This window comes from Bradyrhizobium erythrophlei, assembly GCF_042430365.1.
Lineage (GTDB): Bacteria > Pseudomonadota > Alphaproteobacteria > Rhizobiales > Xanthobacteraceae > Bradyrhizobium > Bradyrhizobium erythrophlei.
Genome location: NZ_JBHMET010000274.1, coordinates 351,780 through 375,815, shown reverse-complemented (window position 1 = coordinate 375,815; position 24,036 = coordinate 351,780). Strand labels below are relative to the sequence as shown.

The 24,036-nt window shown below is 62.2% G+C and carries 22 protein-coding genes; 18 read left to right on the top strand and 4 right to left on the bottom strand.

All coding sequences use genetic code 11. The annotated features are described in order from the left end of the window. Positions 1-48 precede the first annotated feature (48 nt). From ACFFWD_RS43655 to ACFFWD_RS43645, 3 genes are read left to right on the top strand one after another with little or no spacing between them, the layout of a single operon-like run. Positions 49-2,421 carry a xanthine dehydrogenase family protein molybdopterin-binding subunit gene (locus ACFFWD_RS43655; RefSeq protein WP_376975637.1) on the top strand — a complete coding sequence of 791 codons (2,373 nt, stop codon included), beginning with the start codon at positions 49-51 and terminating at the stop codon, positions 2,419-2,421. Beyond that, positions 2,418-3,263 carry an FAD binding domain-containing protein gene (locus ACFFWD_RS43650; protein WP_376975634.1) on the top strand — a complete coding sequence of 282 codons (846 nt, stop codon included), beginning with the start codon at positions 2,418-2,420 and terminating at the stop codon, positions 3,261-3,263. The genes ACFFWD_RS43655 and ACFFWD_RS43650 overlap by 4 nt, the downstream gene beginning before the upstream one ends. After that, positions 3,260-4,390: a xanthine dehydrogenase family Fe-S subunit gene (locus tag ACFFWD_RS43645; protein WP_376975633.1), complete on the top strand. Its 1,131-nt coding sequence runs from the start codon at positions 3,260-3,262 to the stop codon at positions 4,388-4,390. Before ACFFWD_RS43650 ends, ACFFWD_RS43645 begins: the two co-directional genes overlap by 4 nt. Before the next feature lie 98 nt (positions 4,391-4,488). Here the strand turns inward: ACFFWD_RS43645 and ACFFWD_RS43640 are convergent, their stop codons facing one another. Then, positions 4,489-5,034 (bottom strand): MarR family winged helix-turn-helix transcriptional regulator, encoded by a 546-nt coding sequence (locus tag ACFFWD_RS43640; protein WP_376975632.1) that lies wholly within the window; start codon positions 5,032-5,034, stop codon positions 4,489-4,491. Positions 5,035-5,225: 191 nt separating this feature from the next. On the opposite strand from ACFFWD_RS43640, the gene ACFFWD_RS43635 reads away from it, so the two are divergent. The 7 genes from ACFFWD_RS43635 to ACFFWD_RS43605 all read left to right on the top strand — a co-directional run bounded on the left by ACFFWD_RS43635 (position 5,226) and on the right by ACFFWD_RS43605 (position 12,570). Beyond that, the gene (locus ACFFWD_RS43635; RefSeq protein WP_376975631.1) at positions 5,226-6,425 is read left to right on the top strand and encodes an ABC transporter substrate-binding protein; all 1,200 of its coding nucleotides are present in this window, start codon (positions 5,226-5,228) and stop codon (positions 6,423-6,425) included. Between the two features lie 129 nt (positions 6,426-6,554). After that, entirely contained in the window at positions 6,555-7,526 is a 972-nt protein-coding gene (locus ACFFWD_RS43630) for an amidohydrolase family protein (protein WP_376975630.1), read from the top strand. 20 nt (positions 7,527-7,546) lie between these two features. Then, positions 7,547-8,344 carry a maleate cis-trans isomerase family protein gene (locus ACFFWD_RS43625; protein WP_376975629.1) on the top strand — a complete coding sequence of 266 codons (798 nt, stop codon included), beginning with the start codon at positions 7,547-7,549 and terminating at the stop codon, positions 8,342-8,344. Continuing rightward, positions 8,341-9,159 carry an alpha/beta fold hydrolase gene (locus ACFFWD_RS43620; protein ID WP_376975628.1) on the top strand — a complete coding sequence of 273 codons (819 nt, stop codon included), beginning with the start codon at positions 8,341-8,343 and terminating at the stop codon, positions 9,157-9,159. The genes ACFFWD_RS43625 and ACFFWD_RS43620 overlap by 4 nt, the downstream gene beginning before the upstream one ends. A 27-nt stretch (positions 9,160-9,186) precedes the next feature. Beyond that, positions 9,187-10,245: a 2,5-dihydroxypyridine 5,6-dioxygenase NicX family protein gene (locus tag ACFFWD_RS43615; RefSeq protein ID WP_376975627.1), complete on the top strand. Its 1,059-nt coding sequence runs from the start codon at positions 9,187-9,189 to the stop codon at positions 10,243-10,245. Then, positions 10,242-10,886, top strand: a complete 645-nt coding sequence (locus ACFFWD_RS43610) for an isochorismatase family protein (protein ID WP_376975626.1) — start codon at positions 10,242-10,244, stop codon at positions 10,884-10,886. Before ACFFWD_RS43615 ends, ACFFWD_RS43610 begins: the two co-directional genes overlap by 4 nt. 79 nt (positions 10,887-10,965) lie before the next feature. Continuing rightward, positions 10,966-12,570, top strand: a complete 1,605-nt coding sequence (locus ACFFWD_RS43605) for an MFS transporter (RefSeq protein ID WP_376975625.1) — start codon at positions 10,966-10,968, stop codon at positions 12,568-12,570. A 29-nt stretch (positions 12,571-12,599) separates the two neighbouring features. Here ACFFWD_RS43605 and ACFFWD_RS43600 read toward each other — a convergent pair whose 3' ends face one another. Both ACFFWD_RS43600 and ACFFWD_RS43595 read right to left on the bottom strand, forming a co-directional pair. After that, complete coding sequence (locus ACFFWD_RS43600; protein WP_376975624.1) at positions 12,600-13,091, bottom strand: quercetin 2,3-dioxygenase; 492 nt, start codon at positions 13,089-13,091, stop codon at positions 12,600-12,602. A gap of 270 nt (positions 13,092-13,361) precedes the next feature. Further along, entirely contained in the window at positions 13,362-14,348 is a 987-nt protein-coding gene (locus ACFFWD_RS43595; protein WP_376975623.1) for an AraC family transcriptional regulator, read from the bottom strand. A gap of 337 nt (positions 14,349-14,685) precedes the next feature. On the opposite strand from ACFFWD_RS43595, the gene ACFFWD_RS43590 reads away from it, so the two are divergent. Beyond that, on the top strand, positions 14,686-14,943 hold the full coding sequence (locus ACFFWD_RS43590) for a hypothetical protein (RefSeq protein ID WP_376975622.1): 258 nt from the start codon (positions 14,686-14,688) through the stop codon (positions 14,941-14,943). 219 nt (positions 14,944-15,162) lie between these two features. Here the strand turns inward: ACFFWD_RS43590 and ACFFWD_RS43585 are convergent, their stop codons facing one another. Continuing rightward, positions 15,163-16,812: a hypothetical protein gene (locus ACFFWD_RS43585; RefSeq protein WP_376975621.1), complete on the bottom strand. Its 1,650-nt coding sequence runs from the start codon at positions 16,810-16,812 to the stop codon at positions 15,163-15,165. Positions 16,813-17,187: 375 nt separating this feature from the next. Between ACFFWD_RS43585 and ACFFWD_RS43580 the strand changes: the two genes are divergently transcribed. The 7 genes from ACFFWD_RS43580 to ACFFWD_RS43550 all read left to right on the top strand — a co-directional run bounded on the left by ACFFWD_RS43580 (position 17,188) and on the right by ACFFWD_RS43550 (position 23,880). Then, positions 17,188-17,583 (top strand): hypothetical protein, encoded by a 396-nt coding sequence (locus tag ACFFWD_RS43580; protein ID WP_376975620.1) that lies wholly within the window; start codon positions 17,188-17,190, stop codon positions 17,581-17,583. Between the two features lie 96 nt (positions 17,584-17,679). Then, positions 17,680-18,819 (top strand): serine hydrolase domain-containing protein, encoded by a 1,140-nt coding sequence (locus ACFFWD_RS43575; protein ID WP_376975619.1) that lies wholly within the window; start codon positions 17,680-17,682, stop codon positions 18,817-18,819. A gap of 321 nt (positions 18,820-19,140) precedes the next feature. After that, the gene (locus tag ACFFWD_RS43570; RefSeq protein WP_376975618.1) at positions 19,141-19,548 is read left to right on the top strand and encodes a hypothetical protein; all 408 of its coding nucleotides are present in this window, start codon (positions 19,141-19,143) and stop codon (positions 19,546-19,548) included. A 350-nt stretch (positions 19,549-19,898) separates the two neighbouring features. Next, on the top strand, positions 19,899-21,200 hold the full coding sequence (locus tag ACFFWD_RS43565; protein ID WP_376975617.1) for an adenylate/guanylate cyclase domain-containing protein: 1,302 nt from the start codon (positions 19,899-19,901) through the stop codon (positions 21,198-21,200). Positions 21,201-21,261: 61 nt separating this feature from the next. Further along, entirely contained in the window at positions 21,262-22,002 is a 741-nt protein-coding gene (locus tag ACFFWD_RS43560) for a hypothetical protein (RefSeq protein WP_376975616.1), read from the top strand. A gap of 243 nt (positions 22,003-22,245) precedes the next feature. Continuing rightward, complete coding sequence (locus ACFFWD_RS43555; RefSeq protein WP_376975615.1) at positions 22,246-23,103, top strand: sterol desaturase family protein; 858 nt, start codon at positions 22,246-22,248, stop codon at positions 23,101-23,103. 57 nt (positions 23,104-23,160) lie between these two features. Continuing rightward, entirely contained in the window at positions 23,161-23,880 is a 720-nt protein-coding gene (locus ACFFWD_RS43550; protein ID WP_376975613.1) for a methyltransferase, read from the top strand. Positions 23,881-24,036: the final 156 nt, after the last annotated feature.

Below are 24,036 nucleotides of genomic sequence, written 5' to 3'. Positions count from 1 at the left end.
CGCGGCCGTGATTGGAAGCCGGACGCGCACAATGGGCTGGGGACGGTGATGGACAAGAGCGAGGCGTTGGGTGGAGGAATCGGCGCGCGGGTCCGGCGAAAGGAGGATGCGCGACATCTGCGCGGTCGGGGACGCTTCGTCGACGACATCCATATGCCCGGCCTTCGCGAGGTGGCTTTTCTGCGCAGTCCCACTGCCCATGCTCGGCTTGTCTCCAAGGGAAAACCTCCACAGCACGCTGCGTGCACGTTCTTTGCTGAAGACCTCGCCGGGGTCGCTCCGATCGTTACGCGATCGTCCATTCCGGGGTACAAGCTTTCGAAATACCCTATTCTTGCAACTGACAAGGTACGGTTCGTCGGGGAGCCGGTCGCGATGTGCGTGGGCGTCAGTCGCGCGGTGGCGGAGGATCTGACCGAACATGTCGGGGTCGATTACGAGGACCTCCCGGTGATCACGTCCTGCGCGTCGGGCCGTCGTGCGGGCGCTGCGCTCCTGCACGACGAGTGGGGTGACAACCTGTTCCTGGAGACATTCTTCGACAGCGGCATCGACGACGTCATCGCGAAAGCACCGGTCTCGGTTGAGCTTGAGATGTCTTGTGCCCGCCAAACCATGCATCCAATGGAAGGCAAGGGGGTATTGGCGTGGTGGGACCATCGCGCCGATCAGCTCGTGGTGCACACGTCGACGCAAGTGCCGCACTTAATACGCGTGGGGCTCGCCGAGTGCCTCGGGATTCCCCAGGCGCGGATCCGGATTGCTGCGCCCGATGTCGGCGGGGGCTTTGGCTACAAGTGCCTGCTGCAGCCGGAAGAAGTTGCGGTTGCCTGGCTTGCAGCGACCTTCAAGACGCCGTTCCGATGGACCGAGGATCGCCGCGAGCATCTCGTGGCCGGCGCCAATGCGCGGGAGCACGAATACAGGATCAAGGCCTATGCGGACCGGGATGGTCGGCTGCTGGCCATGGATGCCGAAGTATCGGTCGACACCGGCGCCTATTCGGTCTGGCCGTTCACGGCATGCCTGGAGGCGGCACAGGCGGGCGGCAATCTGCCGGGGCCGTACCATCTGGCCGCTTACCGATGCCGGACCTATTCCGTTGCGACGAACAAGCCACCGTTCGCACCCTATCGTGGCGTGGCCCGGCCCGGGGTCTGCTTCGCCATGGAGCAGGTCATCGACGCGATCGCGCGCGAGGTGGGGCGCGAGGCGTGGGAGGTGCGGCGGGACAACCTCGTTCAGGCCTCCGCGATGCCGTACACGAACATCACCAACAAGCACTACGACTCGGGCAACTACCCGGAAGCTTTGATCGCGGCGAAGGACATGATCGGGCTGGAGGCATTTCGGGCGGGGCCGAGGCGCGATGACAGGGGCCGCTATCTCGGCGTGGGGTTTGCTAGTTTCACTGAACAGTCCGCGCACGGCACGAAGGTATTTGCAGCCTGGGGGCTGCCGTTGGTGCCGGGCTTTGACCAGGCCCACGTCAAGCTCACGCCTGACGGGGCCCTGGAGGTCAGTGCCGGCATCCATACGATTGGACAAGGATTGGAGACGACGCTGGCGCAGATCGCGAGCGAACAAACCGGCGTGCCATTCAGGGATATCAGGGTCACGCTCGGGGACACTGCGACCACCCCGTTCTCGACGGGTGCCTACGCATCACGCGGCATTGTGATGTCGGGCGGCGCGGTCTCGCGCGCATCCGCAGTCGTTGCGCAACGGATCAAGGCGATCGCGGCTCACTTGCTGCAGGTCGAGGTCGGAGCGGTCAAATTCGCTGATGGCAGGATCGTCGCCGGCAATGCCAGCGTGACCTACGAGGACGTCGGACGCGCCTGGTATATGCGGCCGGATCAGCTTCCGGACACAGTTGATACTGGTGGGCTCGAAACAACGGAAGGGTACAAGCCCGAGGTCGACACGGGCGTCTTCTCCTATGCTACGCATGCGGTCCGGCTTGCCGTGGACGCCGATACTGGTCACGTCGAAATCCTGGACTATGCCATCGTCGAGGATTGTGGGCGCATGGTGAATCCGATGATCGTCGAGGGCCAGACTTATGGCGGCGCGGCGCAGGGAATCGGAACCGCCCTGTTCGAGGAAAGTCCCTACGACAGCAATGGCCAGCCGCTGGCCTCGACGCTTCTCGACTACATCCTGCCAGGGCCCACCGAACTTCCCGGATTTCGCATCGAGCATCGCGAGACGCTCTCGCCCTATTCGGCGCATGGCATCAAGGGGGTCGGCGAGGGCGGCGCAATCGCGCCGCCGGCGGCGATCATCAATGCCATCAATGATGCGCTTGCTCCGCTCGATGCGACGATCCGGCAGGTTCCGGCGAGCCCACGACGAATTCGCGATGTGATCAGAAGGGCGCGGGATAGGGCCGAAGACGAGCGGGTCGTTGTGCGATGAAGCCCTCCGCGTTCGAATTCAGGAATGCCCAGACGCTGAGCGAAGCAGCTGAGCTGCTTGCCGAAGCGGGTGGCGAGGGCAAGGTTCTGGCCGGCGGTCAATCGCTCGGGCCCATGCTCAATCTGAGGCTGGCACGACCGAAGCTCCTCGTGAACATCAAGCGTGCCAGCGACTTTCGCAAGGTCGCCGCCGACGACAAGGTTTTCTCGATCGGCGCCGGTTGGACCCATGCCGAGATCGAGGATGGCGTGCTCGAGGATCCAGCCCGGGGCCTGTTGCGCTACGTCGCGCACGGCATCGCCTATCGCGCGATCCGCAATCGGGGGACCATGGGTGGCAGCCTTGCGCATGCCGACCCTGCGGCGGACTGGGTCTCGACCCTTGCGGCCCTGGGCGCCACGGTTGTGGTGCTGGGTGTCGGAGGCAAGTCACCGCAAAAGCGCTACGCGGCCGAGACCTTCGTCGAGGGCGCGTTCACGACGAAGCTCGCCGAGACCGACATCATCGCGGCGATCGAGATTCCGCGGCTCTCAACCGCTGCCAAGTGGGTCTACTACAAGATCTGTCGCAAGACCGGCGAATTTGCAAACGCGATCGGCGTCGTCATTCACGATCCGAAAACGGACTTGAGCAGGGTCGTTGCCGGTGCGACCGACGGGCCGCCTGCGATGCTGTCGAAGGCCGCGGCGCGACTCGCCGAGTCCGGCGCCGAGGCGGCCGGCACGACCGTCGTTGACGAAATCCGCGAGGCGTTGCCACATCTCGATTGCGACGCGCAAGGACTGCATGCGGTAGCGGTGTGCCGGGCGCTGGCAAAGCTCGGCAGGGAGCAGCACGAATGACAATGGTCATGATGACCGTGAACGGCAATGCGGTGAACGCAAACGTTGACGCGCGGACGCTGCTCGCCGACTTCCTGCGGCAAGAGCTGCAATTCACCGGCACCCATTTGGGATGCGAGCAGGGTGTGTGCGGCGCCTGCACGGTGGTCGTCGACGGCAAGGTGCAGCGATCCTGCATCACGTTCGTCGCCGACTGCGAGGGGGCGCAGGTCACGACAATCGAGGGATTCGATGACGATCCCACCATGAGTGAGCTGCGCGAAGCATTTTCGGAGTGTCATGCGCTGCAATGTGGCTTCTGCACGCCCGGGATGCTGACCACCGCGCGCGACATCGTGCTTCGTCTTGGCGACATTCCGGAGCCGCAGATACGCGAGGAGCTGTCGGGCAATCTTTGCCGATGCACCGGCTATGTCGGTATCGTCGCAGCTGTCAGGAAGGTCGCGGCAGGAAAGAGCCCGGTCGCGGTGAATCGACCGGCCACGATTTCTGCGCAGCCGTTCGACGGTCCGCGACCGGCCCCCGCGTCAACCCAAGCGACGAGCCAGGCGATACCGCGTGCATTGCCTACCGCCGCGTCCACCGGCGGCGGAACCTCGATCGACGAACAAGTCAAGGTCGCTGCATCGCCCGAACAGATTTGGGCCGTTCTCTCCGATCTCCGACGGGTCGTGCCCTGCGTACCGGGTGCCGAGATCACGACCCTTGCGGGAGATGATCTGACCGGAAAGATCCGGATAGCGCTCGGACCGATCAAGGTTGCGTTCAGCGGTCAGGCCAAGGTCGGTATGGACGCCGACAACCGCGAAGGCTGGATGAGCGGGCGCGGGCGCGATGCCGGACAGGGCTCCTCGGCCGAGGGGACGGCCCGTTGGAAGGTTCTCGCCGATGGCGCCAATGCCTCGGTGATCGCTGTCACGCTGAGTTGGAAGTTGGGCGGGCCACTGGCACAGTTCAATCGGTCCGGCCTGGTACAGGACATCGTGCGTCGCCTCGCTGCGACGTTCGCGGCCAATCTTGAAGCCGCGATCAGCGGCGTGCCTCAGCCTGCGCAAGCCGGCGCAGCGCTCGGCGGCTTGCGGTTGATCTGGTCGATCGTCAAAGCGCGCTTGATGTCGTGGAGATAGCCGTCGACCTTCGCCCAGACGGCGCTCCGTATTATGCGTGGTAAGGCGAGTATTGTATAGATGTATACTGACTAATTTGCCGGGCTCATTGCACTCCATTACTCGTCGTCCTGCGCCCTTTTCTTGCGTCGCTCAGAGGTCGCGGAGGCTTCGGGCAGGCTGTACTGGCTGTTTCCTTCGATCAGCTCCGTGACCATTGCCAGGAATGCGGAGCGGAACTCGGGGCGAAGCGGTGCGAGGAAGCGATCCTGCGCGCGGCGCATGCTGTCATACATCTGTTCCGCAATGTCCTCGCCCTCCTTGGTCAGGAACGCGACCATCGACCGGCGGTCCGTCTTGCTGCGCTCACGACGCACCAAGCCCCGTTCGGACAGCCGGTTGAGGACATCAGCAACATTGGTCCGGTCGATCCCGACCTCGCCCCCGAGCGTGACCTGATCGATCCCAGGATTGTTGAGCAGGGCCGTGATGAGGCCGTACTGCACCGGCGTGATGCCAAACTCCTGGCATTCCTCCTGAAATATCGCCGAGTGAATCTGGTGCAGCCGGCGCACGAGGTATCCCGGGCGCGACGATAGTGGCATGCGCGCGGTCTCCACCTTTGCCTCGGTCCTCGATGGCTTGTTCGTTGGCTGCTTCTTCAACGTTCATGTCCTTCCATTTTTAGGCACGCGGCGCCCGCAAATTGCGCCGCAAGGCTATTGACACCCGATTTCTTTGGTTCATAAATACTCAGTATACATCGTTTTATTACGAGCGTTACCATCGAAGCGGGCTGATCCCCGTTAACAAATTCAAGAACCGAATGGAACGCGCTGTCGAGGGAAGAAGGCTCATGTGCAGATTCGTACTGTCCACGCTCGCGTTCATCTTAATCTTGGGACTCGGCCCGGCCAAGGCAGGGCCGGATGCCGTCACTGTCGGCGTTCTCAATGATCTCAGCGGGGTCTATGCAGACCTCGGTGGGCAGGGTTCGGTGGCGGCCGCAGAGATTGCGGTCGAGGAATTCGGGCCCTCCGTTCTCGGTAAACCGATCAAGGTGATTTCGGGAGATCACCAGAACAAGCCCGATGTCGGCGCACAGCTGGCGCGCCGCTGGTTCGACATCGATAACGTCGACATGGTGATCGACTTCCCGAACTCCGGTGTCGCGCTTGCGGTGCAGGAAATTGCCAAGACCAAGAAGAAGGTAGCGATCTACTCGACCGCAGCCACGATGGATCTCACGGGCAAGGCCTGCTCGCCAACTGGGTTTCAGTGGACATACGATAACTATTCCAATGCGGCCGGCGTCGCGTCGGCTCTGGTCAAGAAGGGTTTCACGAGCTGGTATTTCATCACGGTCGACTATGCCTTCGGGCTTTCGCTGGAGGCCGAGGCATCCAAGGCCGTCAAGGCAGCCGGAGGTTCGGTCGCCGGAACGGCGAGGCATCCGCTCAACACGCCGGACTTCTCGTCGTTCCTGCTCCAGGCCCAATCGTCGAAGGCGAAGGTCGTCGCGCTCGCCAACGCCGGTGGTGACACCGTCAATGCCGTGAAGCAGGCGCACGAATTCAACATCTTCGAGAGCGGGCAGACGCTGGTTACGCCGGTCACCTTCATCACGGACGTGCACAGCCTCGGTCTTGCCGTCGCGCAGGGGCTCACCTTCGTGACCGGCTACTACTGGGATCTCAACGACCAGACCAGGGCCTTCGCGGAAAAGTTCTACAAGCGGCGCAAGGCAATGCCGACGATGGCGCAGGCCGGCGTCTACTCCGGCGTCCTCCACTATCTCAAGGCCGTGAAGGAAGCCGGCACCGATGACGGGCTGGCAGTGGCGGAGAAGATGCGGGCGATGCCGGTGCGTGACGCCTTCACGCAGACCGGCACGGTGCGTGCCGATGGGCGCATGGTGCATGACATGTACCTCGTTGAGGTCAAGAAGCCGTCGGAATCAAAGGCGCCGTGGGATTACTACAAGGTCCTTGCGACCATTCCGGCGGGCGAGGCGTTCAAGCCGCTCGCCGAAAGCGATTGCCCGCTTGTGAAGTGACGTCAACGCCGCGGCTGCATGCGGCCGCGGTGAATGCGACTCGATGCCTGCGCTGGCCTTGACGGAACGACGTCCGTCAAGGCGTGGGCGGGCCTGTGTCCTCAATCCCGATAATCCGGAACGAACAAGATGACCGTCAGACGAATTCGAAAGATCGCGCTTGAAGAGCACTTCACGGCGCCCGGATTCGAGACCTACTCGAAAGTCTTCACCGGCCTGATGGGCGCTGCCGCCCAGTCCGACCTGTCGTCGCGGCTCACGGACTTTGACGATATCCGCCTCGGCGAGATGGATCGGGCCGGCATCGACGTCTCGGTCCTGTCGCAGACCGGCCCGAGCGTGCAGGCGGAGGTCGACGTCGACGCCGCCATCCGCAAGGCCGCCGACAACAACGATTTCTTGGCTCGGCAGATCGCGCGGCATCCGCGCCGCTATGCGGGATTTGCATCACTTCCGACGCATTCGCCGCGAGCGGCGGCCGCTGAACTGTCGCGCTCGGTTGAGGCACTTGGCTTCAAGGGAGCGCTGGTGAACGGGCACACGAACGGAATCTATTACGACGCACCGCCCTATGATGAGTTTTGGGAGTGCATGCAGCACCTGGACGTTCCCCTCTATCTCCATCCGACCGACCCGCGACCATTCCCGAAGGCTTATGAGGGGCATCCGGAGCTCTCCGGCGCTGTATGGGGATGGGGCGTTGAGACGGCGACGCATGCGCTCAGGCTGCTGTTTGGAGGCGTGTTCGACCGCTTCCCTCGGCTGAAGATCATCCTCGGTCACATGGGTGAGGGGCTGCCGATGTTGCGCTGGCGATTCGACAGTCGGTTTGCCGTCTATTCGCACGGGGTGACGCTGGCACTGAAGCCGTCCGAATATTTCGGGCGCAACATCTTCATCACAACGTCGGGAGTCTGCTCTCCGGCGGCACTTGCCTGCGCGCTCGCAGAGATGGGCAGCGAGGCCGTCATGTTCTCCGTCGACTATCCGTACGAGTCAACGGCGATCGCCGCGGACTTCATCGAAGGCGCGGAGCTGTCGGGCGATATCCGGGAGCGGGTCTGCTCGCGCAACGCAGAACGCATCCTGAAACTGGGCTGATTATCCGCGGGAGTATGACAATGCAGAGAGTCTTTCGTATCGGTCAGATCGTACCGAGCTCGAACACGACAATGGAGACCGAAATCCCGGCGATGCTCGACGCGCACGCACGCGTGCATGGGACGCGCTTCACGTTCCATTCCAGTCGCATGCGGATGAAGACCGTGAGGAAGGAAGAGCTGGCGGCAATGGACGGCGAATCGGATCGCTGCGCGCTCGAACTGTCCGACGCGCGCGTCGACGTCCTCGGCTACGCCTGCCTTGTTGCCATCATGAGCATGGGAAAATCCTATCACCGGATTTCGCAGGAGCGGCTTCACGGTCGAACGGTCGAAAACAGTGCGCCGGCGCCCGTCGTGACCAGCGCGGGAGCCCTGGTCGACGCGCTGCACATCATCGGCGCGAAGAGTATCGCTGTTGTTGCACCCTATATGAAGCCGCTGACCCAGCTCGTTGTCGACTACATCGAGCACGAGGGGGTCAACGTCATCGACTCCAGAGCGCTCGAGATTCCTGACAACATCCAGGTCGGACGCCATGATCCGGCGAAGCTTCCCGGGATCGTTGCGGGGATGAGCTTGCAGGACGCCGATGCCATCGTGTTGTCGGCTTGCGTGCAAATGCCTTCGCTGCCTTCGATCGCCGAAGTCGAGGCGCGGACCGGGAAGCCGGTGATTACGGCGGCGGTCGCCACGACCTACGCGATGCTGAAGGCGCTGAATCTCAGCACCAGGGTGCCCGGTGCGGGCGCGCTGCTGTCGGGTGCCTTCGACGACCAGGTGATGGTGTCGCGTACTGCAAGGGCGCACGCGGGATGAGCACCTTCCAATACGGCGGAAATATCCGCGCCAACGGGATCAGGCAGCACTACTTGCGCTACGGGCAACGCCGGCCTGACCGCGACGCCGTGATCGTGTTGCCGGGAATAACGAGCCCGGCCATCACATGGGGCTTCGTCGGCGAACGGTTCGGCCGCCAGTTCGAGACCTATGTCGTTGACATCCGCGGCCGCGGTCTCTCGGAAAGCGGACCGTCGCTCGACTATGGCCTGAATGCCCAAGCCGCCGATGTGGTCGAACTGGCGGCTGGCCTCGGGCTCGATCGGTATTCCGTCGTCGGGCATTCCATGGGCGCTTGTATTGCGATCCGCGCGGCGCGAGCGCGCCCCGCTGGCCTGGTGCGGCTCGCATTGGTTGATCCGCCGGTGTCGGGACCGGCGCGCAGGGCCTATCCGGCGAAACTGGACTGGTACGTGGATTCCATTCGCCTTGCCGGCCAGGGATGCGACGCCGACGCGATGCGCGCATTCTGTCCGACCTGGACAGACGATCAGCTGCGGCTTCGGGCGGAATGGCTGCACACATGCGACGAGCGGGCGGTTCGCGAGAGCTTCGACGGCTTTCACCGTGACGACATCCATGCGGATCTCGCATCCCTCCGGATTCCCGTGCGGCTGATCGCTGCCGGCCGTGGGGATGTGATCCGCGACGAAGACATCACCGAGATTCGATCGCTTGTGCCGCCGGTCTCGGTCACCCGTGTGGCCGACGCGGGCCACATGATCCCGTGGGACGATGAAGAGAGCTTCTACGCCGCCTTCGCCGACTTCCTCGGCGCCCGATTGGATGCCTAGAGATATCAACCAGCAAGGAGAACGAACATGTCGGTCAGCGATCACGATCTGATACAGGCCTGGAAGCAGGTTCTCACGCTTTCCAAGCTGCAGCCCGGGCAACTTGTCACCGTGCTGACCAGCGCGTCGACGCATCCGCAGACCATGTCAACCGCGATCGTTGCCGCTGCGTCAATGGGGGCAATGGTCAACCGCCTCGACCTGCTCCCGGTGAATGGGGAAAAGGCGCTCAGCCGCGACTCGCTTGCCTATCTCGGTACGACGCCGTTGACGGGAAACCGCGCGGCGATCGCCGCCCTGAAGGAAAGCGATCTCGTCCTGGACCTCATGACCCTGCTGTTTTCTCCGGAGCAGCACGAGATCCTGAGCGCCGGGACCAAGATACTGCTCGCCGTGGAACCGCCGGAGGTTCTGGTTCGCATGGTGCCTACACTGGCGGATCGTACGCGCGTGATGGCTGCAAGCGCTAGACTTGGCAAGGCGAAGGAAATGCACGTTACGTCCCCCGCCGGAACCGACGTTCGCTTCAAGCTCGGTCAATTTCCTGCGATCAGCGAGTACGGGTTTGTCGACGAACCGGGACGTTGGGACCACTGGCCGAGCGGCTTTGCCTTGACCTGGGCCAACGAGGGGGAGGCCGAAGGACGGATCGTGATGGAGAAGGGTGATATCCTGCTCCCGATGAAGTCCTACATTCAGGACCGCATCCACTTCAAGATCGAGAAGGGCTTCGTCACATTGATCGAAGGCGGCGTCGACGCCGAGATTCTCAGCGAGTACATGGCTTCCTACGACGATCCGGACGCCTATGCGATGTCGCATATCGGCTGGGGGCTGCAACCTCGGGCGAAGTGGTCGACGCTTGGCCTCTACGATCGCGAGGCGACCATCGGGATGGACGCGCGTGCATTCGAGGGCAACTTCCTCTTCTCGTTCGGGCCGAACAATGAAGCCGGGGGCAGCCGGACGACGGCATGCCATATCGATATCCCGATGCGCAACTGCACGATCGCGCTTGATGGCGAGGAAGTCGTCCGCAACGGCAAGGTTCTTGACGGCGGACCCATCCGCGAGGCGGCGGAATGACCGACGAGGCGCTCACCTATCGGCGGCAAGGGTTCGGCAACGAGCTCGACATCAGCGGCCCGTTCGGCCTCTTGATCGTCGACTTCGTCAACGGATTTCTGGATCCGGCGGTGTTCGGCGGAGGCAACATTTCCGCCGCGATGCAGCGAACGATCGTTCTGCTGGACGAAGCGCGTCGGCGGAGCTGGCCCATTGCACATTCGCGGATCGTTTTTGCCGACGACGACAGTGATGGCAACATTTTCGCGATGAAGGTACCGGGCGTGCTCGCGCTGAAGGAGGATACCCCAAACAGCGCGATCGTTCCGCAACTTACACCAAGGAACGGTGAGCTGGTGGTGCGAAAGACCGCGCCGTCGGCGTTCTTCGCGACATCGCTGGCACCCTGGTTGACCCAGCGAGGCGTTCGCACGCTTGTTGTCGCCGGTTGTGTGACCAGCGGTTGCGTCCGCGCCAGCGTCGTCGATGCCATGTCGCTCGGCTTTCGGCCGCTGGTTGTCAGGGATTGCGTCGGAGACCGCGCAATCGGGCCCCACGAGGCCAACCTGTTCGACATGGCACAGAAATGCGCTTCGGTCATGGGTCTCGATGAGGCACTGGCGCGCATTGCGGGATCCGGGATCGCAACAGGTTCGGTTTGAACAACCGCGGGCGCCTGAATGGGGGCGGCGGAGGCCGTCCTGGGAAGTGAAAGATAGACGAGATAGCGGGAGGGACGAAATGACGGAAGTGCTTCAGCCGATCAGCGTCACGCGCGGCAGTTCCGCGATGACTGCCGAGGAGAAGAAGGTCGTTCTGGCCTCATCATTCGGCGCGCTGCTGGAATGGTACGATTTCTACATCTACGCCGCGCTCGCGGTGCAGCTCGGAAACCTGTTCTTTCCGAAGGGTAACGAGACCGTGGCCTTCCTCGCAAGTCTGGCGACCTTCGGAGCCGGCTTTCTGGTGCGCCCGATCGGAGCCCTGGTTTTCGGGCGCCTCGGAGACATGGTCGGTCGCAAGAAGACCTTCCTAGTGACCATCCTTTTGATGGGCATTGCCACGGTGGGCGTGGGAGTGCTTCCGACATACGACCAGATCGGGATCGCCGCGACCTACGGGCTCGTCACGATGCGTCTCTTGCAGGGTCTCGCACTCGGAGGCGAGGTTGGCGGAGCCGTAACCTACGTCGCGGAGCACTCGCCGATCGATCGGCGGGGGGCCTATACAAGTTCGCTCCAGACCACGGCGACGCTTGGGCTGCTGAGCTCCATCATTGTCGTATTCTGCCTCAAGGCTGTTCTCTCCGACGCGCAGTTCAAGGAGTGGGGCTGGAGGATGCCATTCCTTCTCTCGCTGCTCATGCTCATCATCTCGGTGTATTTCCGAGCGAAGCTGCACGAGTCGCCGACATTCCAGAGGATGAAGGCCGCCGGGGCAACGTCGAAGGCGCCGGTCGTCGAGAGCTTTACGCGCGCTTCGAACCTCAAATGCATTGCACTGCTGTTCATGATCGCCGCGGGCCTCGGGGCGATCTTCGGTACGGGGCACTTCTACTCGATGTTCTTCCTGAACAAGACGTTGAAGGTGCCGATCGAGGAGGTGCAGCTGCTGATTGGGCTCGCGCTGGTCGTCGTAACGCCTCTGTATATTGCCTTCGGCTGGCTTTCGGACCGCATCGGCCGCAGGCTTATCATGGTTGCAGCGTGCCTGCTCGCGGCGTTGACGATCCAGCCCATATTCAAGGGCTTGACCCACTACGCCAATCCGACGCTCGAACGCTTCCTCGAGAACACCGAGATCGTGGTTAGCGCCCGAGATTGTCATTTCCGCCTGTTCGCGGAAGCGACCACGGACTGCGACAAGGTGACGGGCTTCCTGACCGACCTCGGCGTCCAGTATCGATCGATCGAAGCAGCCCCCGGGGAGCCCACGACGGTCCAGATTGCGGACCGCGTCGTGGACGGCTTCAAACCCGATGCGCTCAAGCAAGCCTTGATATCGGCTGGATGGCCCCAGGCGGCGGACCTGTCCCGCATCAACCGGCCTGCGGTGTTCGGACTGCTGTTCGTGCTCGTGCTCTATCTGGCGATGGTGTACGGCCCCATGGCGGCTTTCATGGTCGAGCTGTTTCCCGCGCGTATACGTTACACGTCGCTCTCGTTTCCTTTCCACGTCGGCGCAGGCTGGGTGGGCGGGATGCTCTCGTTCGTCGTCTCGGCAATGAACGTGTTCACGGGCAGCCTGTACTATGGGCTGTGGTACCCGGTCATCGTTGCCGGCCTGGCGTTTGTCGTCGCGATTTGCTTCATGCCCGAAACACGGGGACGAGACCTCGATTCCTGACCGCGCGCCTCTCGGGGGACTGCGCCCTCTCATGAGGTCATGGGTGGGCCCACGATATCGATCTGATGTCTGGCGGCGACGGACTTCAGGGTTTCGATATCGGGTGGCGTGCGCGGGGGCAGCCCGGCTTCTTCCGCCGGTCGGCCTCCGTCCAGGAAGAATTGTTCGCGGCCGCCCGGCGTGTGAATGACGAGGAATCTTGCTGGAGCCCGGTCGACCCGGAAGGTGTGGGGGATCCCGCGCGGCAAGAACACATGTGAACCTGGCCCGGCGTCAAACCTGCGTTCTCCGCACTGGAAGGTCATCCGTCCTTCGATGAGATAGAACGACTCATCCTCGGCATGGTGAACATGCAACGGCGGCGATTCTCCGGCAGGGGCGAGGGTCTCCACCAGGCCATAGGCGCCGCCGGTCATGGCCGCTGTGGCAAGGACCGTCATGCGATAGTTCAGAAACCAGGCCGTCGGGGCGTCGTCCGGCGCAATGATCAGCGCTCGCTTGGTTGCTTCAGTTGCTTTCATGAATTCCCTCCATTGCGTTAGACCTCCACGAAGAGCGCGCCGTGTGTGATCGGCGCCCGCAAGGAGCGCAGCGCGGGGGCGCCCCATGCGCATCTCTGGTTCGGTCCTGGTAACAGCCGCGAACGATCGAAGAGTTAAGCGCCGCCGGTCCTGCGCGCTTGGGCAGCGGCGACGGCGAGCCTGCCTGTCACGACATCGGAAGATTTGCGGTCTGGTTGTCGCGGATCTGCCACATCCTGAGGGGGCTAGATCGTGTCGGCGTTTGATGCCCTATCGACGGTCCCGCCACGCGGCAGCGCGCACATCGGAAGGAGTTGCGCCGTAGAGCTTGCGAAACGTGCGGTTAAAGTAGGACAGGTCGCCGAATCCGACCTCGAAGGCGACCGTGCTGATGCTGCGGTCGAGAAAGCGTGGATCGGCAAGCAACCGATGGGCCCGCACCAGGCGCTGGCCGAGCACGAACTCGGAGAACGTGGTGCCGTCACCCTCGAGCAACCGCTGCACGTGGCGTGGCGTGAGACGCTGGCGCGCGGCCACGGCGCCAATCGTCAGATCGTGCCGGCCGAGATTTTCGACGATGTCGGCCTTGATCGCCGCAAGCCGGGCCGCGCGGACCCCTCGGCCATTGGCCTGCGCCGTCGCATCGCGATTCGCCCCGATCACCAGCGCCACCAGGTCGTGCACGTGGTTGGTGACGACATGCCGCAACTCCGGCGTGGTGAGCTCAAAGCCGTCGCTCAGTTCCACATAGCGGGCCAGCAGCCGCAGTGCATGTGCATCGCGCGGCACGGGACGCATCACCGCGTCATCAAGGTTAGGAACCAGCGGCGCCAGCATCCGCCGCGGCAGCCGGAGGCTGGTAAGGTGCGACGACGAGGGATAGCTCATTGTGGCGGTCTCAGCCATCGACATCAGGCAGGCATCGCCGGCGTTCAGCGTTCGCTCCCAGCCGCGCTGCGACACGGTCTGAACGCCACTGCTGACGACCAGCATGAGGAGATCGTCGGAGTTCCCGTCACGAACGAATTCGCGCGTTCTGGCCACCTGCAAGTTGCCGACCGCCCAGGTTCCGGTTCCCAGTCCCGGAAATGATCGCATCGTCGTCGCGAGATGAAACGGGCCGCCGGACAGGGGCTCCGGGGCGAGCTTCATGATCTCGCGCCCGCACAGCTCTCGCAACGCCGCCAGGCGATCCCGCTCGGCCCAATCGCAGGTCGAAAATCGAATGGGGTCGCAATCCGGCACGGTTGAGGTCATCGATCAATCTCCATCTACAGGGGATCATCTCGATATGTATACGCACCGTGCAATCGGTTCGAGGCAACAGGTGATGTCGCTGCAGTCCAAGGGGATGGTCGCGCCTGTCCAAGTCGTTTCAATTCGACGCCGCTATAACCGGTTGCTGACCGGAACGGCAGGAAGTCGACGTCCACCGCGAGCGCACGCTAAACCGCTCACATTGCCTGTTTCCCGTTTTCGGCGCCGTTCTCCGTATCGAACGGCCCGATCGGAATCGCCCGCGAGAAGTACCTTGATCGAGGCTCCTGGAAGACGCCGGCGTGCGTGTCGATGCGATGAATTGGCAGGGCGTTTCATGCAAAAGATCCCCGCGTTGCTGTACGCTCTCTTTCAACTGGTCGCCGACGTCGGTTTTGCGATTGCGAGCCTTGCTGTGGTGATTGTTGCGTCGGTTCTCACGCTCGGCTTTGCGGCTGAGCCCGAGCTCATTGCGTCGATTCTTGTTCTCGGGTTCCTAACCGCCCTTGCCGATACCAAGCTTCAAGCAGGACAAATGGCTGACAAGGACATCCGGGCGCGCCAAACATTCGAACAACCGTCCGATCCGTTGTGAACGGCGTCTGATCGTCTTTGGACCCGCATGAGGTTTGTGTCGTGGTCACCATGCGCGCCTCGGTGGCGACCAACGGTGCGACTCGCGATACGGTGACGCAGGCCAGCGGCCGTGGCGGTCGCGTTCCGAGGCACTTCCGATCGACGAGTTGCCGCACGATGTCGGTAGGGTGATGCGCTTCTTCAGCCCTCGAACATCGCACGGCACGGAGTTTGATGGCTAAGGCTCGGATAGTCTGGCGCAGTGCTCGAGCCTGGAGGGGATCTCGGAGTCCGGAGCGAGCGAGCCGCCGCGCGGGATGCACTGTCCCATGGGCGCCGCAATGCTGTCTTCCACCCAGCGTGCGAGCTGGTCGAACGCCGCCTGTGCGTGTGGCTGGACAAACTCGAGCGCAGAGAAGCCGTAACCCTGCTTGTACCTGTCGATATGGTTGCCGTTCTGCACCTCGTAGAGGCGATGCAAGTGGCCTCGACCGTGCCGAAGCGCCAGATCATGGTAGATGCGCTGGTCGGTTATCATCAGGGAGAGCTGATCCATGGTGCCGGAGACGGAAATCAGCGGAAGCTTGATGTTGCCGAGCGTAAGAGCGTCTCTGGAGTTTTGCGTCAGATTCAACTTGGCATCGCGTGCCGCATAGTCGTAGCTCGCCCTGGGCCCGGCATAGGTTGGATCGACCTTGCGGACGACGAAGCAGTGCAAGAGTTGCCAGTAGTTGTTGGCATGCGTCTCATAGAAGGAGCCGACCGGGCTGAAGGGATTGCCCGGCTTCGGGCCGACCATGAGCTCGTCGCCATAACCGTACACCAGGATGTTCTGGTAGGCTGTGCTGTCAGCGTCGTGACCTGTGGCGCGATACGCCGGCCAGTTGGAGAGCGCCACCGCGTAGTCACGCAGCAGGTTGTGCTCCGCGGTGAACAGCACGCCCTCCCAGTCGATACCGCCGTCGAAATGCGTCGGGTAATTCTCGATAACGTGTCGGACAGTCCAGCCACCCGCGGAGATGCCAACCAGGTAGTTGCGAGAAGCGCGGCGTCCGTACTGCACCATAGACAGTCGCTGACCGATCTTGGCCGCCTGGACGGTGCGAATCGACCATTCCTTGAATGAATTCTGCGGATCTTCAAAATAGAAATGCAGATAGACGCTCGAGAACTTTGAGCCGTCAGGGGCCATCTGACAGCCCAGTGGATCATCGGCCGTCGTCGAGCGCGCGTTGTACATGCCCTTGTTGGTCGCGATGAAGGCGTAACCCTTCTGAAGCACGTAGTCGCTCCAGGCGAAGTCGAGGCCGAATTCGCTTCGGGTCGAGGAGGGCGCACCTGTCACCATCTTGCCGTTCCAGTCGTTCGGAAGGCGAATGACGAAGCGCGCTTCATCCTTGTCGGCGAAAGTCGCAGAGACCTGGATCCCCGGAACCTTCTTCATAACAGGTGTGCGGAAAGGAGCGTCCGGAGAGATGACCTGCCGGTCGCTGCGGGGAGTGAAGGCACCTCTCGGCAGGCCGGAGATGGAGTCGTCCTGCGGGGTGGTTACCTCGTTGTTGGTGGTAAGGTCGTCGCTCTCGGAGCACGATATGTTGTTGGCGATGCCCTGCAGCGCGGAATGAATACCCGAGCAGCCCGCCGATCTTGCGAGGTGGTCAATTTCGATATGCAGCGTGTCGATGTCCTCGTCGGTGTCGCCTGCCTTCGAAGAGGGCGGCGAGGAGTTCTTGTCCGATGCGCTCTGCGCAGCAGGAGCAAAGACTGTGACTCCCGAGAGCGGGCACGCCGAAATGATCGCCCAGCTCACTGCGCCGAGCGTTCGGCGTTTTACCTGCCCCCACGGAGCGCGTAGTCGCTCCGTTTGAGACTCAGTTGTCCTTGCCATTTTTTCACTCCCCTGATGGGCTTGGAGGGCGCCGAGCTGGTTCGCCCCGATCGGCGGGACGTTTAGGCAATTGAGGGGCGCGGGGCTTGGGCGGGCGCGACATCGATCAGGACAAGGGAGACATCGCCTGGCACCTCGTGCCGGACATCGCAGGGCTGCACGACCGGCCCACACCATCAAGCTGCGCTCCCAGCAATTCGATGTGTCGGCTAATCGTGGGACTGCGATCGCAGCGGCGTGGCGCTCGCATAGCGCACGGCTCGAAGATGTCGAACGATGTCGTCTCCGTCCGTGTCGTTTGCCGCTTCCGGCCAAGCCTTGCCGCTTGGGCGCGGCTAGAATGTCGCTCTCTTATGCTGATGAAAGGGGCTGCCTTTGGGATCGAATGCGACGGAGATCGCAAGCCGGGAGTTGACGATCTGCGACATCACTTCGGACGGACTGGCGATTTCCGTCGGCTTCATCGACCGCGCCGGCAGAGCGGCGGCGGTGAAATTTCCGGTCGACCAGGTCGGCGCTCTGATAATGACGCTGCCGGGTCTGATCGATAAGGCGATGCGCAAGCGGTTTCGCGATGACAGCCTGCGCTTCACCTATCCGCTGGGCTCGTGGACCTTCGAAGGATCGTCCGATTCGGCGATCAACATCGTCACGTTGCGCACGGTCGACGGCTTCGAGGTGCGCTTTTCAATTCGGCAAAGCCAGCAAATCGAGCTGGGCGAGGCGCTGATCATTGCGTCACCGGCGTGGACCGGCCTCAGAGCTAACTAGCCGCAAGTTTTACAATAACCGTTGTCGCCGTCACGCAGGCGGCGTGCGTTTCGTTTGAGGGCTGTCATCGTGAATCTTTTCAAATATGTTGCAAACATGGGCGCGCGGCTTGATGGCGTGATAGCGCGCTCGATCGCCGAACGACGTATCGTCGGAACTGTGGTGCTGGTGGCTCACGGCAATGACGTGATCTATCGCCGCGCCGCCGGGCTTGCCGACCGCGAGGCGGGAACGCCGATGCGCGAGGATGCCATCTTCCGGCTCGCTTCGATCACCAAATCCTACGTCACTGCCGCCGCCATGAGGCTCGTCGAGGTTGGATGCATGGCGCTCGACGACCAGGTGACACGATTTTTGCCTGAGTTCCGGCCCCGGCTTGCCGACGGCAGGGCACCTCCAATCACTCTCGCTCAGCTCCTGACCCACACCTCGGGTCTCAGCTACCGGTTTCTCGAGCAACCGGGCAGCGCCTATCACGCGCTCGACATTTCGGACGGATTGGATCAACCGGGTCTTTCGTTCGAGGACGCGCTGCGCCGGATCGCGGCGGCGCCGCTGGTTTTTGTCCCCGGGGAGCGTTGGAACTATTCGGTCGGGATCGACGTGATCGGCGCGGTGGTCGAACGGGTGATGCAGCGCCCGTTGCCCGAGATTGTCGCGAAGCTGGTGACGACGCCACTCGGGATGGCCGAGACGGCCTTCCACGTCGCCGATCCGTCCCGCCTCGTCAAACCGTACGCAGATGGCACGCCGACACCGCAGCCCATTACCGACGGGATGGAAGTGCCCAGACTTCAAGGAGCGCTTCGCTTCGCACCAAGCCGCATCCTTGACGCGTCATCCTATCCCTCGGGCGGGGCGGGAATGGCGGGCACCGCTGACGACACATTGCGGTTTCTGCTGGCTATACACGACGGCGGTACCCAGATTCTGAAGGCTTCGACCGTTGTCGACATGATGAGCGATCATGCCGGCTTTCCGGTTAATCTGCGGGATCCTGGCTGGGGCTTTGGCTATGGCTGGGCCGTATTAACCGACGCGCGAAAGTCGGGCTCGCCGCAGTCGAATGGTACGATCGGCTGGGGCGGTGCCTATGGTCACAACTGGTTCATCGATCCCGCAAGGAAGCTGACGGTCGTCATCCTTACCAACACCACGTTCGAAGGCGTCTCGGGGGCGTTTCCAGCCGAGATACGCAACGCCATCTACGGCGACGGCGGGACCAGTCGATACTGACCGATTTCCTGCGCGTTTGCGCGGTCACGGGCGTCGGATCGTACCATCCGGCGCGATGCCGGTGAAACGGCGAACACATTATCCATCATTCAACAACATTCCAGCTCGCGACCATTGTCGATGTCGCTTTGGTCCAAGTCGTGGGTCGGATCTGCCCAAGCCGTGCAGGCTGTACACAATTAGAAGGTCGATCTGTGATCTGGGCGTTCACCAGGCAGGTTTGGATCGGGATCACCTGACGATCTAGGGCAGCAGCGTGACCATGCGAGACGGAGAGACCGCCCGAGCGGGCGGATGTACCAATATTGAAGGGAATCCGGCTTGGATGCCATCAGCAAAAGGAGAGTTGTGGTGATATCGGTGTTTCTGATGCGCATCAGCATCCTGCTGGCGCTGATCGGTATGGCTATGGGAGTCGCGATGGGCATCAAGCACGACTTCGCGCTTGCGCCGGCCCATGCCCACCTCAATCTCCTCGGCTTTGTGGCGCTGTTCCTCTTTGGTCTTTATTACCAAGCAGCACCAGAGGCCGCCGCGAGCGTGCTTGGACGAGTCCAGGCTTGGACCGCGGTTGTCGGCGCGGTCATATTTCCGATTGGGATCGCAGCCGAGGTGCTTGGTGAGCCGACACTCAAGCCGCTCGTGGTCGCCGGCTCCATGATCGTATTCGCCGGAACAGCGCTGTTCGCAGCCGTCGTGTTTCGCCACAGCCCGGCACATCGCGCATAGGGGCGACGAGAAAACAAACGCTGCCGAGTTCGTCAAATGACCGTTCTGACGTCGGCGCGGTGAAAGTGTCTGCCTGGCGTGTCGAACGTCACATGGCGGCGAGCTGTCTCCGATCGGCACCATGCCCAGGGAGGGAGGTTGGCCGAACGCATCCGGCAAGCACGCCGTGCCACCCGACCCTCCACGTTGTTTCCCTCGGCTTTCTGCCGCGGCCGCACGCTATGGTATGGTGTGACCAAGTCACCGGGAGCGTTCGCATGTCCAGGGAATATGCTGAGATTGCGTCACGGAGCTTCGTCGAAACGGCACTCCGTGTTGCCAAGCAGGAAGGATTGCGGCTCGCCGTCCGGATGCGCTGGATTGCGCTTGCCGTGATCGCCGTGATGTTGCCGATCACCAACCCCCGTTTTGAGGTGGTCTATCTAGAACTTTCGTTGTTGTTGTTCGCGGTGATCGGCTGGGGGCAGCTCCGTGTCGGGACCACGGGCCGCTCCATTCCCGAACTAATCCTGCTGTTCTGCGATCTTGCTCTGTTGACGGCAATCGCTGTGGTGCCGAATCCCTTGAGTTCGGTACGTTGGCCGCTTGCCATGCAGTACCATTTTCCGTCGTTCATCTATTTCTTTGTGTTGTTCGGTGGGGCTGCGCTGTCCTACTCTTGGCGCACCATGATCGCGATGGGGTTGTGGTCGGCAGCTCTTTGGATTGTCGGCATTGCCTACGTCATCTGGTGGACGCCCGTGACTGGGCCGCTGTCACAGCGCATTCGTGCTGCGGTCGGGAACGATGAGCGGCTGTTCCAATTGCTCGATCCCAATCATGTCGATTTCGGTACCCAGCTCCAGATCGTCGTGGTGTTCGTGATTGTTGCCGCAACGCTCGCGGTCGCGGTGCGGCGCTCTCACGCCCTCGTGCTGGCGCAAGCGGCGGCTGAGCGCTCGCGTGCCAATCTGTCACGCTATTTCTCCGCTACGGTGGTCGAGGAGCTCGCAAGGAACGACGAACCGTTCCGCGACGTGCGAACGCAGAGTGTCGGCGTGCTGTTCGTCGACATCGTCGAATTCACACGCCTGGCGGACAGCCTTAGTCCGACCGAGGTGATCGAAACGTTGCGTGTTTTCCATGCCCGCATGGAGCAGGCGGTATTCGAACATGGCGGCACGCTCGACAAGTTCCTGGGCGACGGCCTGATGGCGACTTTCGGCACACCGCTTCCGACCGATCGTGACGCCGGCAACGCACTGCGCTGCGCGCAGGCCATGATAAGGGCGCTTGACGAAATCAATGACGCGCGCCGCGCTGCAAGTCAGGCGCCGATCGAAGCCGGCATTGGCCTCCATTACGGACCCGTCGTACTTGGCGACATCGGCATGAACAGGCTCGAATTCGCCGTCATCGGCGGCACAGTCAATCTCGCAAGCCGGCTCGAAGCGTTGACACGCCAGCTGGGGTGCCAGCTCGTCGCAAGCGACGCCATTGTACGGCAGGCGAGCGCCGAAGCTGGCAATGCGGCCAATCTCAAGGTCTCGTTTGAATTTATCGAAGCGCAGGCAATCCGCGGGATCGATCGGCCCATGTCGGTCTGGATTCAACGGGGCGGTAGACATGGCTCGTTTGAATTCGCGAGGGAACGTGACGGCCAAACCCTGTGAACGAGATGGTGACGCAGGCAGCGCGCAACGCACAAGCAATAGCTGAAGTGGAGCTGCCTGTTTGACCTTGCGGCGCGTTGTTGTAGGTTTCCGCCGTCGCTTCAGTTCAAGGCGGCATCAGGTTCGGCCCGAGCGCGATAGCCTTGCGATGTCATCAAATCCGAATATCGAGGACGCAGGAGATCAACCGCTTCAGGGAGCACGTGACCCCGTTGGCGCGTTTGGGGCAGGGGCTCGCCCAGTCTTTGATGCGCGAGATCGAGCGACTTGGCGCAGGTCGCTCGCACCGTCGAAGTCGGTCGGCTTCGGCGTTGCCGCGGTGGGGGCTCTGCTGCTTCTAGCGGGTGTTGATGCATTTCTGGCGGAGCGGATCAAAGAGCTGCGGGACCACGCAACCCAGTTACAGAAGCAGATCGCGTCGGTGGAGCAGCGGGTCGGGCGGCTCGAATTGCAAATGGAACAACAGCGGTCTCGCCGCGCGCCGGATGGCCCTGCAGGTTCTGGCCGCTCCGAGGGTGAGACGGCAGCTGTGGTCAAGGCTGACCCTCCCGTCACGCTGACCCGCGCCGAGGTCGATATCATCAAGGATTACATCAAGCTTCCTCCTCCGGCGGCCGGCGCTGCCGCAACGATGAGCGTCGGCGCTCCAGTCGGTAACCATGTGCTCGTTCCATTACCTGCGCAGATCACCGATCGGGTCCCGAAGCTTGTGGGCGCGCGGTTTGCCACCGACCGCAACGGGGCCATCGTCATCGTCGTGGGAACCAGCGATCGGGTCGGCTTCATCATCCCGCCGAATTGAGCTGGGGGCGGCGAGCAGCAACCACCGCCGTCGGTGAATTTCTTGGTGACGCGGAGTGTTTGAGTGACCTGGCCGGCAGCCTCTTGTGGGCGACCGGATCAAGATGTGGGACCGAGCGCACCTCGGCCATCTTAACCGTCGCACACTTTAATGCCTTTGCCCGACGTCGCGGTCGCTTTGACGCTGGCCGATACCGTGCTAGTCATAAGTTGGAATGCGTGCCAGATCGCTTTGAGGCGCCGCATGGATATTTTAGGTCTTAAGGGTATTTTGATTTCGTTTCTGGTCTTTGTGCCTCTTGAGCGATTGTTCGCGCTGCGCAAGGAGCAGAAGATTTTCCGCCGGCAGTGGGCGAACGATCTGCTCTTCCTGTTTCTGAACGGCCTGTTGGTCAGGCTTGGACTTATCGCGCTGATCGTCACGGTTGTCTACCTGGCCGGACAATTGGTCCCGTCATCCGCGAGCGACAGCGTCGCTGCCCTCCCGCTATGGATTCAGATACCGACGGTCATTCTGGTCGCCGATCTGGGATTCTACTGGACCCATCGCATGTTTCATGCTGTGCCGTGGCTGTGGCGATTTCATGCCATACATCACAGCATCGAAGAACTCGACTGGCTAGCCGGCGCGCGAATTCACCCCTTTGATCTGATCTTAACGAGAGGCGTCTCCCTTGCTCCTGTTTTCGTGCTGGGGTTTTCCGAGACTGCGGTCCTTGTTTACGCCGCGATCTATGGGTGGCAGACGATGCTTATTCACTCCAACGTCCGCCTCCGCTTCGGTCCACTGCGCTGGGTGCTTGCGTCGCCTGAATTCCATCATTGGCACCACAGCAAAGATGCTGAAGCCAGGGACAAGAATTTTGCCGCGCAGTTGCCGTTGCTGGATGCGATGTTCGGCAGCCTCCATATGCCGCGCGGGCGGATGCCGACGGCGTACGGGTTGGATCAGCCGACGCCCGATCGCTATGTCCGGCAACTGATCTATCCGTTTACCCGTCAGCGCGACGTTCCGCTCGTCGCGCCGATGGAAGGCGGGGGACAAGCATGCCGATCTTTATCGGCGATACCCGGGAATCCGCGGATAGACCTCAAGACATAGTCCGCTGATACTCATTACGCCTCGCTGGTGCGCCGGTAGTTTTAACAGGGGCAAGAGATGGTCGACCTCAAAGCTGGGAAGGAAAGTACTCCCGGAGGGGAGGGAACCGCACCGGCGTCCGCTTCGGTCCGGTGGATCGATTGGACCGCAAGAGCGGTGGTGCTGGTCACGTTTACCGTGCTCGCCATGCTCAGCCTCGGCGGTCTCCCGCAACTCATGCCGCTGGACAACACCCACAAGCTGCTGCTGGCGGCGGCGCGCGTTTCCAATGTCTTGTTCTTGAGCTTGGTCGCGGCAACCGCACTGACCCGGCTGGCCCCCGTGCAGAAATCCAGGGGCATCGAGCCTCGGATATCGGCCCTGCTCGGTACCTTCAGCGCCATGTCGCTCGCATTGCTTCCCGAGGTTGAGATGGGTTCGATCCTGTCCATCACCGCGATCGTACTGATCATCATCGGGGTCTCACTCTCGTTCGTAGTCCTTCGCTGGTTGGGCAAGTCGTTCAGCATCATGGCGGAAGCCCGGCTGCTGGTGACGGGTGGTCCATACCGCTGGGTCCGCCACCCGCTGTACATCTGTGAGGGAATTGCGCTGGTTGGTCGGGTGCTCCAGGTGCTCTCGCCGTTTGGCGTGGCGATCGGGATCGTCGTTGCGCTGATCCAGTACCGCCGAATGATCAACGAAGAAGCGGTTCTGAGCGCCGCCTTTCCCGAATACAGGGCCTATGCTGCGCAGACGCCCCGCTTGATCCCCCTGAGGCTGGGCCGGCAGTCATGATGAGGAGGGAGAAATACCAAGCGGAGCAATCGCAACGTTTCATCGCCCGAGACGAAACGGCCGATGATTTGAGCCTTCTCAGCCGCTGGGCCGCATTGTCCCGGAGGTCCTTTGCGGAGATATTCGACGCGCCCGCGGATATCGTCATCGCATATG